At 73.3% G+C, this 15,233-nt stretch carries 7 protein-coding genes; 4 read left to right on the top strand and 3 right to left on the bottom strand.

The genetic code is table 11. The annotated features are described in order from the left end of the window. Positions 1–9: 9 nt before the first annotated feature. On the bottom strand, positions 10–1,434 hold the full coding sequence (locus tag ACQEWB_RS23205; protein ID WP_432834005.1) for an MFS transporter: 1,425 nt from the start codon (positions 1,432–1,434) through the stop codon (positions 10–12). A gap of 695 nt (positions 1,435–2,129) precedes the next feature. Here ACQEWB_RS23205 and ACQEWB_RS23200 point away from each other — a divergent pair. Continuing rightward, on the top strand, positions 2,130–4,217 hold the full coding sequence (locus ACQEWB_RS23200; protein ID WP_432834003.1) for an asparagine synthase-related protein: 2,088 nt from the start codon (positions 2,130–2,132) through the stop codon (positions 4,215–4,217). Between the two features lie 294 nt (positions 4,218–4,511). Continuing rightward, positions 4,512–8,435 (top strand): BTAD domain-containing putative transcriptional regulator, encoded by a 3,924-nt coding sequence (locus tag ACQEWB_RS23195; protein WP_432834001.1) that lies wholly within the window; start codon positions 4,512–4,514, stop codon positions 8,433–8,435. Positions 8,436–8,461: 26 nt separating this feature from the next. Here the strand turns inward: ACQEWB_RS23195 and ACQEWB_RS23190 are convergent, their stop codons facing one another. Next, complete coding sequence (locus ACQEWB_RS23190) at positions 8,462–10,396, bottom strand: sigma-70 family RNA polymerase sigma factor (RefSeq protein ID WP_432833999.1); 1,935 nt, start codon at positions 10,394–10,396, stop codon at positions 8,462–8,464. A 417-nt stretch (positions 10,397–10,813) separates the two neighbouring features. Beyond that, positions 10,814–11,581: a TetR/AcrR family transcriptional regulator gene (locus tag ACQEWB_RS23185; RefSeq protein WP_432833997.1), complete on the bottom strand. Its 768-nt coding sequence runs from the start codon at positions 11,579–11,581 to the stop codon at positions 10,814–10,816. Between the two features lie 384 nt (positions 11,582–11,965). Between ACQEWB_RS23185 and ACQEWB_RS23180 the strand changes: the two genes are divergently transcribed. Further along, positions 11,966–13,363, top strand: a complete 1,398-nt coding sequence (locus ACQEWB_RS23180; RefSeq protein WP_432833995.1) for an NAD(P)/FAD-dependent oxidoreductase — start codon at positions 11,966–11,968, stop codon at positions 13,361–13,363. A gap of 213 nt (positions 13,364–13,576) precedes the next feature. Continuing rightward, positions 13,577–15,229, top strand: coding sequence for an ATP-binding SpoIIE family protein phosphatase (locus ACQEWB_RS23175; protein ID WP_432833993.1), 1,653 nt, complete (start codon positions 13,577–13,579; stop codon positions 15,227–15,229). Positions 15,230–15,233 lie beyond the last annotated feature (4 nt).

Here is a 15,233-nt window from a genome sequence, read left to right as displayed (position 1 = left end):
TCAAACTGCCTACGCCGGAGCCATCAGCAAAGGCCTGGCCCGCTCGCGCAGCTCCACGACCCGCGGCTCGTCCCCATAGGGCTCCAAACGGTGCAAAAGGTCCTTCACGTACTCGGTGGTGCGGGCCGAGGAGATGCGCCCCGCGACCTCCACCGCCCGCACGCCCTGCTCGCACGCCGCATCGAGGTTGCCCGACTCGAGCTCCGCGACGGCCGAGACGACGAGCCGCAGCCCGTGCGACCGTACGAACTCCTCCGTCGGCTTCGACAGCGCCTGCTCGGTGAACCTGCGGACCTGGCGCGGCGCCTTGAGGTCCCGGTAGCACTCGGCCGCGTCCGCGGCGAACCGGTCGTAGGAGTAGAAGCCGAGCCAGGACGGGTCGTTGTCGCCCTCCCGGGACCGCTCCAGCCACCCCTCGGCCGCCTTGAGCGCCGCACCCGCGGCCTGCGCGTCACCGGCACGCGCGTGTGCCCGTGCCTCGACCAGCCGGAAGAAGCTCATGGTGCGGGCGGTCGCCAGCCCCCGGTTGCGCTCCAGGGCGGCCTGCGCGAGGTCGACGCCCTCGTCGCCGAAGCCTCTGTAGGTCGCCTGCAGGGACATGGACGCCAGCACATACCCCCCGAGGGGCACGTCGGCGGCCGCGCGGGCGAGCCGCAGCGCCTGGATGTAGTACCGCTGCGCGGCCTCCTGCTGCCCCGTGTCGAAGGCCATCCAGCCCGCGAGACGGGTGAGTTCGGCGCTCGCCCCGAACAGCGCGCGGCCGACCTCGTCGGAGTACGAGCCGAGCAGCAGCGGTGCCGCCTCCACCCGTAAGCACTCGGGCACCATGGACGAACGCCAGTCGCCGCCTCCGTACTTGGAGTCCCAGCGCCTGGCGTCCTCGGCGGCCTCCCGCAGCTTCTGCACATCGCTGTGGCCGACTTTGAGCGGTGCGCCGGACCCCTCCGCGGAGTTCACCTCGCGCGCGACCGAACTGTCGGCCGGGGTTATCAGCCACCGTGAGGCGGGCGTTGCGTACGCGCTTACTGCGAACGATCCGGCCAGCGACTGCCAGATGCCACCGGTGCCGGCGCGCCGGCCCGCGAGGTCGAGACGGTAGAGCTCCGTCGCCGACCGCACCGCCTGACCGACGTCCCTGGGGAAGGCGAGGCCCACCTCGGGTGCGGGATCCGCGTCCGCCAGGCCGATCTCGTGGAGCGGCACCGGGCGGCCGAGCTTCTGGCCGATGGCGGCCGCGATGAGGTGCGGCGCGGCGCCCTGCGGCACCATGCCCTTCGACACCCAGCGCGCCACCGACGTCTTGTCGTAGCGAAGAGTCAACCCGCGTTGAGCGCCAAGATCGTTGACGCGACGCGCGAGTCCTGCGTTGCTGATTCCCGCGAGGGCGAGAACGGCGCCGAGTTTTTCGTTCGGCCCGCGTTGCTCCCTGGACATGCGCCACCCCTCGACACAGACGGCTGCCGCGCTGGCATAACCACGCGGCATTCGTAAACCCAGCGTAGTTCGCCGCATCCCAAGCGTTAAGAGGCTTTATTCCGGATGGCGGGATTGTGGTCCGTACTGAAGTACGGGTCCGATACGCGCAGTTGCGTCGTGCTCCCGCTGTGTGGCCGTGCGCCCGTCCGTGCGCTCTTCTCCGGCCAGTGGGGGAGCGGTTCCATGGGCCGTGCGTGGGTCGGCCCGCTGTACTGGATCCAGTGGGCTGGGGGACACCGCCGCCTCCATCCCCGCGGGCGGCGGAACGGTCCGGGAGGTGAACTCCACCTCCCGGGCTGCGCGCCGCGGTTGCGGTGCGCAGAGCCTGTACGGAGCGTGTGCACACCTGTCCCCGCGCCGCCGATTTGGCTGAAAACCGACCCCGCCTTCTCCGGGTAAATAAGCCTCCCACCACGGAACTTGAGGGCGTGAAGGGCGTTTTCGGGGCGCATAGCGGGGGCGCATTCGCGTCGCAGCGGCCGTGCCCCGTACGGCCGTTCGTACCTCGTCCGTCTCCCCGGAAGGGGGAGCGCCCCGGCGCGTTCCGGGTATCGCGAGCGGCTCCTCGGCCCCTCCACGCGCGCGTTCTTCGTGGCAGCATGGTGAACCGGTTCGTACGGTGCACTGGTTGTCCACAGCCTGTGGAGGCGGCGATGCGGTGGTTGGTGGGGTGGAGCAGCACCGCCGCGGGAGCAGCCGAGATCGGCTCCGCGGGGGCCACCGGAAGCGACGGCGAGACCGTGCACCCGGTGGGATCCCAACTCCTCTGGGGCGACCCCGATCCGCTGTGGGCGGTCGGCGACTGGCGCCCCGACGAGGTGCGGGTGGTGCAGGCCGACGCCCGGACCCGGATCGCGGTCCTGGGCACCTGCGGAGCCTCCGACGAGGAGCTGCGGGTGGGCCTGTTCGCCGCGCGCGGGGGCGCCCTGCGCCATCTGACGGCCTGGCCGGGCAGTTACACCGCCGTGGTCCAGGTGGGCCGCCGCGTGACCGTGTGCGGCGATCTGGCGGGCGCGCGCCCGGTGTTCTACACCCCCTGGGCAGGCGGCACGGCCTACTCGACCGCCGCGCTCCCGCTCGCCGACCTCATCGAGGCCAACCTCGACTTCGGCCACCTGGCCGCCCTCCTCGCCGCTCCCGACGTCCCGGCGGCCCTGCACGACTCCACGCCCTACGACGGCGTACGGCGCATTCCGCCGGGGCACGCGCTGATCCTGCGCGCCGGGGCGCGTGAGATCGCCGGGTACGAGCCGGTCGCCTCCCTCGCGGTGGCGGCGCCCTCGGCCGACCCCGACAGCGCGGTGGACGCCGTACGCGACGCACTGGTCGACGCGGTACGCGCGCGCCTGTCGGCGCCGCGGCACGTCCCCGGGGTCGACATGGACCCCGGCCCGGTGCCCGGCATGGGGCCCGCCGAACGCCGAGCCGCGCGCGGGATGCCGGTGGCCGGCATCGGCGCGGACCTGTCCGGCGGCCCCGCGTCCGGGACGCTCGCCCTCCTGGCGGCCGGCCTCCCGGGCATGCCCGGGACGGTCCTTGGCCACGGCACGGGCGCCGGCGAACGCCTCCTGGCGGTCACCTTCAACGACCTGGCGGTCGGCGGCCGCGAAGCCGAGCTGGAACGCGCGGGCACCCTGGCCGCCAACCCCCGCCTGCACCACGTGGTCGTGGCCGGCGGCGAGGAGACCCTCCCGTACGCCGACCTGGACGGCCCGCTGACCGACGAACCCGGCCAGTCCCTCGTCACCGCCGCCCGCCACCGCGCCCGCCTGGCCGCCGGCAGCGCGGACCACTTCACGGGCTACGGCGCCCGCCAGGTCCTGGACGCCCACCCGGCCCGCCTGGCCGACCTCCTGATGGACCGCAAACGCCGCCACCTGGTCCGCCCGGTCGCCGCACTCGCGAAGGCGGACGGCTCGGTACTCGTCCCCGCGCGCGTGTACGGCGCTGCCCGCAAGCTGGCCCGCACCCCGTACCGCACGGGACTGGAGGCCCTCGCCGACCGTCTCCTGGAGCGCCGTTTCGACGAGCCCGGAGGCGCGGTCGGCGCGTCTCTCTCCGCCCTCGCCTGGGCCAGACCCGGCCCGGCGGCCCGCTGGCTGACCGGCGAGGCCCTCGCTGAAGTATCGGTTCGCCTCCAGGCCTCCACGCACCGCTCGGGCGTCGGCCCCGGTCAGCGCCCAGGCGACTACCGCGCGCGTGCGGCCCTCGCCCGCCACGCCGCGGACCTCCGCATCCTCGAACAGGCGGCCGAGGTCCGCTCCCAACGCCTGCACGCCCCCTTCCTCGACAACCAGGTCGTCCGAGCCTGCCGCGCCCTCCCGGAGGCCCTGCGCGTCCAGCCGGGCGCCCGCGCGGCCATCCTCCGCACGGTCCTGGAAGGCGCCGGCGTGAGCGACCTCCCACCCGGCTGGGGCGCCCCCTCCCACGCATCCGCGGCGGTGGCGGCCCGCACGGGCATCCGCGTCGCCGCCGACTCCCTGATGGCCCTCTTCGGCACTCCCCTCCTGGCGGAGGCGGGCCTGGTGGAGGCACGGGTCGTCCGCAAGGCCCTCCGCTCGGCGGCCCAGGGCGAGCCCCTGCCGCTGGACGGCCTCGCAGACCTGGTCTCCCTGGAACTCTGGCTGGGCCGCCTACTGGCCCGCCGAGGCACCTGCTGGACAGGCACACCGGCCCGCCAACGGGCGGTACCGGCAGGAATCACGCCCAAGAGGGGGGCGTTGGCTTCGGGGGGTGGGTGAGGGGCGTTCGAGCTGCCGGGGCGGCGGCGCCTTCTCGATCCCGGCCGTCATCTCCAGATCCCGGCCGTCATTTCCAGCCCGTCCGGCGTTTGAGGACGAGGCCCTTTCAGGGCCGACGGGGGTCCAGGGGGCGGAGCCCCCTGGTGGGGTCGAAGGGGCGAAGCCCCTGGTGATGGGACGGGTAGGGGCGGCGGGGGCGAAAACAGCCCGACCCACACACCACGACACCGCCCCCACCCCCACCGGCGCCCAAAACACCGTGCCCCACCCCACACCCCCGGCGACAATGACCCGGTGCGGTACAAAATCCTGGGCGTCACCCAGGCCGAAGACGACCAAGGCCTCGCCATACCCGTCCCCGGCCCCCGCCTACGCGCCCTCCTGACCGCCCTCGCCCTACGCCCCGGCCGCGTCACCACCCCCGACACCCTGATCGACGACGTCTGGGGAGAGGCCCCACCGCAGGACGCCCCCGCCGCCCTCCATGCCCTCGTCGGCCGCCTCCGCCGCACCCTCGGCAAGAACGCCATCACCTCCGACCCCGGCGGCTACCTCCTGGCGGCCACCGAAGCGGACATCGACCTGTACGTCTTCGAACACCTGGTACGCCAGGGCACAACGGCCCTGGCCCACGACAACGCCGACGAGGCCGCCCAAACCCTGGCCGAGGCCCTGACCCTCTGGCGCGGCCCCGCCCTGGCAGACCTCCCCGACCGCACCCCGGCAACCCGCCCCGAGGCCCTGCACCTGGAGGCGACCCGCGCCCGCATAGAGGCCGACCTACGCCTGGGCCGCGCCCACACAGCCGTACCGCACCTGAAACAACTGACCGCGGCACACCCGTACGACGAACCCCTCCACGCCCTCCTGATCCGAGCCCTACGCGACACGAACCGCAGCGCCGACGCCCTCGCCGTCTACGAATCAGCCCGCCAAGCCCTGGCCAACGACCTGGGCACGGACCCGGGTCCCCAACTCCGCGCCCTACACAGGGAACTCCTCACGGGAACACCGGAATCCACTCACCCGCCGACACCGAGAAACCGTGCCTCTACGGCGGCACCGAGCCCCGCTTCTACGGCGGCACCGCGACCGACCCCGACACCGTCATCGCAACCTGCCCCTGCGGCGACATCGCGACCCACCCCGACCGGCTCCCCGCACCCAACCTCGACAACCACGGCCCACCCCACCCCGACGGGCCCTGAGCCCACCGAGACCTCCAGACCCGCAGCCGACTCAGCGCCGGCGGCTTCCCCCGAGCCGGCCAACTCCTCGACACCCGCAGGCTCCTCCGCGCCGGCCGACTCTTCAGAGCCCGCAAGATCCCCCGAGCCAGCCGGCTCCGCCGCGCCCCCCACTTCCCCCATCCCCGCGAGCCCCTCCGCGCCGGCCGACGCCTCCGCACCCGCGACCTCCTCGGCGCCAGCCGCCCACGCCGCGCCCACGACCTCCCTCGATCCAGCCACCCCGCCCGCGCCCGCCCACTCCTCGCCCGCAGCTCCCCCCGAGCCGGCCCACGCCCCCGAGCCGACGCCCCCCAACCCCTCGTCCGCTCACCCCCACCCCCACCCCCAACCCCACCCCCACCCCCACCCCCAACCCCACCCCCAACCCCACCCCCAACCCCCCACCCGCACCGGCAACCTCCGTCCGCGGCTTACCTCTTTCGTGGGGCGGGAACCCGAACTCGTCGCCATCCGTTCCGAATTGCACAGGGCCCGACTCGTCACCCTCACCGGACCGGGCGGCTCTGGAAAGACCCGTCTCGCCGAGGAAGCCGCCGCCGGGCTCCCGCAGGCGTGGCTGGTCGAGCTGGCGCCGCTCGACCGGCCGGAGGCGGTGCCCGGCGCGGTGGTCAGCGCGCTCGGTCTGCGCGAGACCGTGCTCATGACCACCGAGCTGACCGCCCCGCAGGACGACCCGCTCGCCCTGCTCGTCGAGTACTGCGCCCCGCGCAGCCAACTCCTGATCCTTGACAACTGCGAACATGTCATCGAAGCGACCGCCGCCCTCGCCGAGACGCTCCTCACCCGCTGCCCGGGCCTCACGATCCTCGCCACCAGCCGTGAACCCCTGGGCATCCCGGGCGAGTCGGTGCGCCCGGTCGAACCCCTCGTCCCCGACCAGGCGCTCCGCCTCTTCGAGGAGCGCGCGTCCGCCGTCCGCCCCGACGCGGACGCCCTCCTCGGCGACCGAGAGGCCGTCGTGGAGATCTGCCGCCGCCTGGACGGCCTCCCGCTCGCCATCGAGCTCGCCGCGGCCCGCCTGCGGCTGCTCACACCCCGCCAGATCGCCGACCGCCTCGACGACCGCTTCCGCCTCCTCACCTCCGGAAGCCGCACGGTCCTGCCCCGCCAGCAGACCCTGCGCGCGGTCGTCGACTGGTCCTGGGACCTGCTGGACGAGCAGGAGCGGACGCTGCTGCGCGAGGCGTCGGTGTTCGCGGGCGGCTGGGACCTCGCGGCGGCGGAGGCGGTGTGCGGCGGCCTCGCGGCGGACCTGGTCGGGGCGCTCGTCGACAAGTCCCTGATCGTGGCCGCACCGCACGGGGACGACGGCTCCGGCGAGGGCGCCGGTATGCGCTACCGCATGCTGGAGACGATCCACGAGTACGCCGTGGAGCGCGCCGCCGAGGTCCCCGAACTGCGCGCAGAGGCCGAGCGACGGCACCGGGCGTGGGTGCGCGCGCTGGTGGCGGAGGCCGAGCCACTGCTGCGCTCCGACGGCCAACTCCCGTGGATCTCCCGCCTGGAGACCGAGCTGGACAACATCCGCGCGGCCCTGCACCGCGCCCTCGTCGCCGGCGAGGAGTCGGAGGCCGGCACCCTCGCCCTGGCCATGGGCTGGTTCTGGTGGCTGCGCAACTACCGTCACGAGGGTGGCGCCTGGGCGGACCAGGTCCTACGCCTCGGCGCGCTCCTGGACAACAGAAGCGCCGCCGACACCTCCCACCCGCCCACTCCCGACCCCCTCGCCGCCCTGGCGCACGTGGACCCGGTCGCCGCCTACCTCGCCACCCCGGACGGCGAGGCGCACCACCCGTTGCACGGTCTCCGGATGGATCTCCGGATGCTGCACATATTCCTCCAGGCCGAGGTCGAGCCGATGGACACCCTCCTCGACGAGCGGCTGCGGGAGTACGTCCGCCGGGTGCGGGGCCACTACCAGCCGGGCGGCCCCGCGGCGGCCCGCTTCCCGGGGCTCCTGTGGCCGATGACCGCCTACGTCCTGAGCAACTCGGAGGAGGTCGCGGCCATGATGGAGGTCGCCGTCGCCCACTGCCGGGCGCACGGCGACGACTGGGCGGTCGGCGTCACCCTGATGTTCCGGACCCACATGGTCGTCGACTCGCCGGGCGGCATGAAGGGCATCGACGAGGACCTCGCGGAGCTCAGGGTGCTCAGCCGCCGCGTCGGCGACCGCTGGATGGGCGCCCAGGTGCGCAGCGCGGCCGGCGAGACGAGCCTGGCCCGCGGGCGGTACGTCGAGGCCAGGGACGAGTACGAGGAGGCACTGCGCCTGGCCTACGAGGTGGGGGCGTACGCCGAGACGCCCTTCCTGATCGCCCGGCTCGCGGAGTTCTCCTACCGCGTCGGCGACCGCGCCGCCGCACTGGCCGCACTGGACGAGGCGGCGGCCGCGGCGGACCGCTACGGCGTGGCCGACTCCCGGGCGTTCGTGCTGCTGATGCGCGCCCAGCTGGCGCTGGACGAGAAGAACATCGGCCGGGCGCGCGAGCTGTGCGAGGGGGCCCGCGGGGAGATCGGGCGGGGCACGCCGCCACCCCAGTTCCTGGTGCTGCTGAGCGCGACCGAGGCGTTGGTGACCGTTGCCGAGGCCGGTCCGGCACACGGACTGCCGAAGCTGATCGGTGCCGTGCGGGAGGCGATCGAGCGGCGCTGCGCGGACGCGGTCACGTCGGCCCTGGTGGACACCACGGCGACGGTGCTGGCCGAACTCGGCGACCACGTGCGCGTGGCCCGTCTGCTCGCGGCCGCCGACCGCCGGCGCGGCGACAACCCGCGCGCCATGCCGGAGGGCGCAAAGGCGGAGCGTGCCGAATCGGCCGCCCGCGTCGCGCTGGGCGCGGGCCGCTGGGAGGCGGAGTACGGTACGGGCGCCGCCCTCACCACCGACGAACTGCTCGACGAGCTCACCGGAGCCCTGCGCGACCACCCCGCCGACCAGGCCCGTAAATCCCCCACGGGCAACTGAGTTCCCCGGCAAGCGGCTGAAGTCCCCTAAGAGCAGGTGAACTTCGACTCGGCCCAGTCCGCGAGCGTCAGCGAGTCGAAGTTGCTGTGCGGTTCGACGACCAGCCGTACGGTCTTGTGCCCGGCGAGGTTCACATGGACCGGAACAGCCGGGTCGCCGCCCTCGACCAGGCCGGACTTCCACAGCCGGGCGCCGTCGGCGTAGACGGAGAAGTACACCTTGCCGAGGCCCAGGGTGGAGTCGTCGATGCCGACGGAGGCGTCGTAGGCGGTGCAGCTGCGGTTGAGGTCGATGGTGACGGAGGACCGGCCGTGCACGGTCACGCCGTGCGTGTACTGCTGGTCGCCGATCGAGAGGCCGTACCGCTGCCAGACCCAGCTGCTCTCACCGAGCCGCATCTCGGGCTTGGTGCCGTCGCCGCTGACGTCGTAGGACAGCTCGCTCCACTGGTAGGCGACGGGAGCGGGCGGGGGAGTCGGCGTCGGGGTGGGCGTGGGCTTGGGGGTCGGCGTCGGCTTGGGTTTCGGGGTGGGCGTCGGCGTAGGGGTAGGGGTCGGGGTGGGCTTCGGCCGGGGCGTGGGGGTCGGCGTCGGCGTGGGTCCGGGCGCGGCCGCGATCACCGGGGGAGCAGGCGTGGGTTCCTTCTTGGTCGGCGCGGGCGTCGGCGACTCGGGCCGGACGATCGGCGAGGAGACCGGCGGCTTCGCGTCGGGCTTCTTGGCCTGGTGAGGGCTGCCGGCCAGCGCGATGGCGATCGCGACGCCGGCCGCGGCGACGACACCGGCGGCGATACCGGCCTTCACCGGCGCGCCCAGCCCCTCGGAGGCCGCCGCCCCGCCCCCGGCGCTCGCCCCGCCGGAGGAGCCACCGGCCGCGGCGGCCGCACCCGCGGCGCCCGCCGCACCGGCGCCGGCACCGCCCGCGACGAGCGCGGCGACCTTGGCGTACCCGGCGGCGCCGAACCAGCCGATGACCGCGATCGGCACGGCGGCCGGGATGCCGCTGGCGACTTCCTTGATCTGGCCCGCGGCCAGCCGGCACTTGGCGCACTCTTCCAGATGCTTGCGCAGCCCCCGTTCGGCGCGGGTGCGCAGGCCGCCGCGGGCGTAGGCGCCGAGCCGGTCGGCGTAGCGGGCGCACTCCTCGTCGGTGGCGAGGCTCGCGCTGACATGGGCCTGGAGATAGGCCTGCTTGAGGCCCTCGCGGGCGCGGCTGGCGAGCACCCGCGTGCCGTTTGCGTCCAGCCCGAAGAGTGTGGCGACCTCGCTGGGCGACTCGTCCTCGACCTCGGTGTGCCACAGCACGGCCTGCCAGCGCTCGGGCAGCGAGCGGAAGGCCTGCATGGCCATGGACTGCTCGGCCTCGTGCATCGCGCGCACGTCGGCGCCGAGGTCCAGACCCGCTCCGAAGGAGCTGATGGATGCAGCGTCGTCCGACACCTCGGGGGAGCGGGAGGACTGCGCGGCGAACACCGCGAAGTCGTCGACCAGTTGCTCCCGCTTCGCGGACTTCGTCCAGTTCGCGGCGACCCGGCGGACGGTGGTGAGCAGATAGGCGCGTACGGCGTGCTCGGGGCCGGACCCGCCGCGCACCGCCTGGAGCATGCGGGCGAAGACCTCGGCGGTGAGGTCGTCGGCGGTGTGGGCGTCACGGCAGCAGGTACGGGCGTACCGGCGCACGGCGTTCGCGTGGCGCCGGTAGAGCTCCTCGTACGCGGTGTCGTCGCCGGCGCGCATCCGCTCGATCAGATCGGCGTCGGAGGGTGGCATCTCCCGCGGCGGCGGCAGGATGCCGGCGTCCTCCCGCCGGTCGCGCTGGGCCGGGACACTGCCCTCGACGGGCTCGCCGCCCTGGGCCGGGATGGCGGCGCGTCCCCCCTGGAGCGGCACCTGCGGCGTACCGCCGTCCTCCGGGTCACCGTCCCCCGGTGTCCCGTCCCCGTCCCGCCCGTCAACGCTCATCGCGGAAAGCCCCCGCCGCCTGCCCAACCAGTCCCGAACACCGGGTCAGAGTGCCATATTGGCTTTTGTTCAGGACCCCCTGAGTGCGATCGATCCACTCGTCCGTGGGGATTTGCCGCAACGCAGTACTAGCCCTCACCCATTCGGGGAAGGGTCAAATGACGTCTGCCGAACCGAAGTTGGCGACAATTCCCGAAATGTCCGGCGCATTCGGGGCGTGCACGGGGAGCGCGGGCGGCGCAGAGCCCGCACCCCACGGTCACCTTTTCGGGTAATGCACCGCGGATGACCGCCGGCACTCCACCCGCGGCCGCCGATGGCGAACGCGTCCCACGAGGGCCACCCGCACCCGACCACGAAAGTGTCACGGGTGGTGCGGGTGGGAGAATAAATCCCGGCCGGAGGCCGGAACACACGTCACGCAGGGCGAGACCGCAACCCCTCCAGCAGAATGTCCAGCAGCCGAGCCGAAGCCGCCGCCTGCTGCGCCGCATCCGGCAGCGAGGGCGCCGCCGTGGCGATCACCAGCAGCACGTCCGCCACGGAAACGTCCGCCCGCAGCTCACCCGCCGCCCGCGCCCGCTCCACCAGCTGCCCCACGACCTCGAGCAGCGCCGCAGCCCCGGAGTCCTCGTCGGCCGGTACGGAGCCGCCACCCTCGGGAACCAGCCGCAGCTCACCCGCGCCGGGCTGCGACCGCTGCTGCGGCACCCGCGCCTCGTCGAACACCGAACCGTCGGCCCGCTCGTCGGCCACGCCGACCCGCAGCACCTGCGGCGGCAGCAGCCGCCCCGCGCCCGAGGCCACCGAGGTCCGCAGGAAGCGCGAGAGCGCCGACCACGGCTCGTCCTCCTGGCCGAGCGCCGCCCGGGCCTGGTCGGTCAGCCGGGAGGTCTCCTCCTCGGCTATCCGCCGCACCAGGACGTCCTTGCTCGGGAACCGCCGGTACACGGTCCCCACACCCACCCGCGCCCGCCGCGCCACGTCCTCCATCGGCGCGCCGTAACCCAGCTCGCCGAAGACCTCGCGCGCCGCGCGCAGTACGTGCTCCAGATTGCGCTGTGCGTCCACGCGCAACGGCGTCGTCCGCGAGGTGTCCCCGCGTCCGTTCCCCGCCGCCGCGCTCACCATGCCGCCCGCTGTCAGTGAGGACGCGGACGACCAATGAGAGTCCTGAACATGCATAAGCGTTCCCCCGGTAATGACGTCTCCCCCCGGAGACTCTCCCCGCCATGTGAAAGCCGGGGCGTGCGGAGAACCCTGGATCCGCAAGCCCGCCCGTCGCGGACTTCGAACCCGATGAGCGCATCCCCCTACACCCCGTCGACACACGAACATAGTTGAGAGGGGGTCAATTCAGAAGGGGCAGGTTCCGCACGGAGCGCCCCCCGATCGGAGTACGGGTCGTATACGTCCCGATTGCGCCACCTCCGTACACCCGGCGCACACCCACTGACCTGCAATCCTTCGCACCACTCCGGCAATTCGGCCAACTCCGGAGATCCCTGGCTCGCGGTCACACAAATTGTCGAGGCTGTGGACAAACCCAAGCGCTCGGTGCGTCATGGGATGGTGAAGGAACGTGCGCGCATTCTCGTTGTCGGCGGCGGCTACGTCGGGATGTACACGGCTCTGCGCCTCCAGCGGAAGTTGAAACAGGAACTCGGGCGGGGCGAGGTCGAGATCACAGTCGTCACTCCGGACCCGTACATGACTTATCAGCCGTTCCTTCCCGAGGCGGCGGCCGGTGCCATTTCCCCCCGCCATGTCGTCGTACCGCTGCGCCGCGTCCTCGACCGGTGCCGGGTGGTCATCGGCGAGGTCACCTCGATCGACCACGCCAAGCGCACCGCCACCCTCACCACCCTCGCCACCGAGGAGGAGGGCGCGGGCCCGGAGCAGCTGACGTACGACGAACTCGTCCTCGCGCCGGGCTCGATCTCGCGCACGCTCCCGATCCCCGGACTCGCCGAGCACGCCATCGGTTTCAAGTCCGTCGAGGAGGCCATCGGGCTGCGCAACCACGTCATCGAGCAGATGGACATCGCCTCCTCCACCCGCGACCCCGCCATCCGCGACGCGGCCCTCACCTTCGTCTTCGTCGGCGGCGGGTTCGCCGGCGTGGAGGCGCTCGGCGAGCTGGAGGACATGGCCCGGTACGCCGCGCGCTACTACCACAACGTCCGGCCCGAGGACATGAAGTGGATCCTCGTCGAGGCCTCGGACCGCATCCTGCCCGAGGTCGGCGCCGAGATGGGCCGCTACACGGTCACCGAACTGCGCCGCCGCAACATCGACGTACGCCTGGAGACCCGCCTCGAATCGTGCGCGGACCGGGTCGCCGTACTCAGCGACGGAGCCCGCTTCCCGACCCGGACGGTCGTGTGGACGGCCGGCGTAAAACCCCATCCGATCCTCGCCGCGACCGACCTCCCGCTCAACGAACGCGGTCGGCTGAAATGCACCCCCCAGCTGACGATCGACGGCGCCACGCACGCGTGGGCCGCGGGAGACGCGGCCGCCGTCCCCGACGTCACCGCCGAGGAGCCCGGCAAGGAGACGGCCCCCAACGCCCAGCACGCGGTCCGCCAGGCCAGGGTCCTCGGCGACAACATCGCGCACGCGCTCCGGGGCGAGCAGCTGGAGACGTACGCCCACAAGTACGTCGGCTCGGTCGCCTCCCTCGGCCTCCACAAGGGTGTCGCGCACGTCTACGGCCGCAAGCTGAAGGGCTACCCTGCCTGGTTCATGCACCGCGTCTACCACCTCAGCAGGGTGCCCACTTTCAACCGGAAGGCCCGGGTCCTGGCCGAATGGACCCTCTCGGGCCTCTTCAAGCGGGAGATCGTCTCGCTCGGCTCGCTCGAACATCCCCGGGCGGAGTTCGAACTCGCGGCCGGTGGAAAGCCTCCTACCGACCCGAACTCCGACCGGAACCCGAACCCGAACCCGAAAGGGTCGTCCTGACCGGATCCAGGAACTCCGCGGACCTGACAGGCGTCTGACGGATGTCGCCCAGGTAGGCCACACTGCCAGACTGACCCCGACCCCAGGGCGAGCAGCCGCTCGTCCCACGACCCCAGAGGCTTTCCCCACCGTGCTGCACCCCGGGGGTGTCACCCCCCAGCCCTCCGGCAGGGTCCGGAGCCGGCCGAAGACGACGACACGAGGCAAGGATTCGTGAACTTCACGCGCTGGAGCGCCCGGCTCCCCGGAACTCAGCGCCGCGCCGCAGCGCGGACCGACCACGCGGTCACCCCCGACCGTCCGCCCGAAGGCGCCGGCTCGGTCCCCGCCGCCCGAGCCGAACAGCTCACCGACGACGCCCCGCCCGTCCCCGCCGTCGACGACCTGCCCGTCCGCGAGGTCCTGGACCGCGTCCCGGCCCTGGTCGCCCTGGTGCACGGCTCCGACCACCGCGTCGCCTACGTCAACGACGCCTATACGACGGCCTTCGGCGCCCGCCCGCTCGGCGAGCCCACCCGCGAATCCCTCCCCGAGCTCGCCGAACTGGGCCTGCTCCCGCTCCTCGACCAGGTCCTGCGCAGCCGCAAGCCCCGCACCCTCAAGTCCCGCAAGGCTCCCGACGGCCGCTCCTACACCTTCACCTGCACCCCGGTCACCGAGGGCGACCACGCGGGCGTGCTCGTCTTCGCCACCGACGTCACCGACCACGCCGAGGCCGCCGAACGCCTGCGCGCCAGCGAACGCCGCCAGCGCGAGACCGCCGTGACCCTCCAGCGCTCCCTGCTCCCGCAGGAGCTCGAGGAACCCGACGACCTGCGCCTGGCCGCCACCTACCAGCCCGGCGGGAACGAGGCGGCGGTCGGCGGCGACTGGTACGACGTCATCACCCTCGGCGGCGGCCGCACCGCCCTGGTCATCGGCGACGTCATGGGCCGGGGAGTGCGTGCGGCGGCCGTCATGGGCCAACTCCGTACGGCGGTCCGCGCGTACGCCCGTCTCGACCTGCCCCCGCACGAGGTGCTCCAGCTCCTCGACGGCCTCGCCGCCGAGATCGACGCCAACCAGATCGCCACCTGCGTGTACGCCATCCACGACCCGAACGAGGGCCGCCTGGTGTACGCCTCCGCCGGCCACCTGCCGATCCTGGTCCGCGACGAGAGCGGAGCCGTCCAGCGCGCCGACGAACCGACCGGCCCGCCGCTCGGCACCGGCGGCTGGATGCACGCCTCCGGCTCCATCGCCCTCGGCCCCGGCTCGACCGCCGTGCTCTACACGGACGGCCTGGTGGAGCGCCGGGACGAGGACCTGGACGAGGGCATCGCCGCCCTGGAGCGCGCCCTGTCCGGCGCGACGGGCACCCCCCAGGTCGTCTGCGACCGCCTGGTCCGCTCGGCCGGCGTGACCGCGGACCACGACGACGACGTGGCCGTCCTGGTCCTCCAGCACCCGTCCCGCACGGGCCCCGACAGCGAGCTGTTCCGCAACGCCGCCCTGGAGCTCCTCGGCGGCATCGAAGCGGCCCCACGCGCGCGTGCCTTCGCCTCCGGCGTCCTCACCAGCTGGCGCTTCCCGACCGAACTGCACGACCTCGGCGTCCTCGCGGCCAGCGAACTCGTCGCCAACTCCCTCCAGCACGGCACCCCGCCGATGCGGCTGCGGCTGCGCCGTACCGACCGCCGCCTGATCATCGAGGTCACCGACGGCGACGACCACCTCCCGCGCCGCCGCCGCGCCGAACCGGGCGACGAGTCGGGCCGGGGCATCGCGATCGTCGCGACCATCGCGTCGAACTGGGGCTCACGCCGCACACCGGGCGGCGGCAAGGCGGTCTGGTGCGAATTCGTCCTGCCGAAGGCCTCGCCCTGAGCGA

It is taken from the genome of Streptomyces sp. CA-249302 (genome assembly GCF_050936785.1).
In the GTDB taxonomy this organism is placed as follows: Bacteria; Actinomycetota; Actinomycetes; order Streptomycetales; family Streptomycetaceae; genus Streptomyces.
The sequence above is the reverse complement of the archived record's forward strand: the minus strand, read 5'-3'. Positions and strand labels throughout refer to the sequence as shown.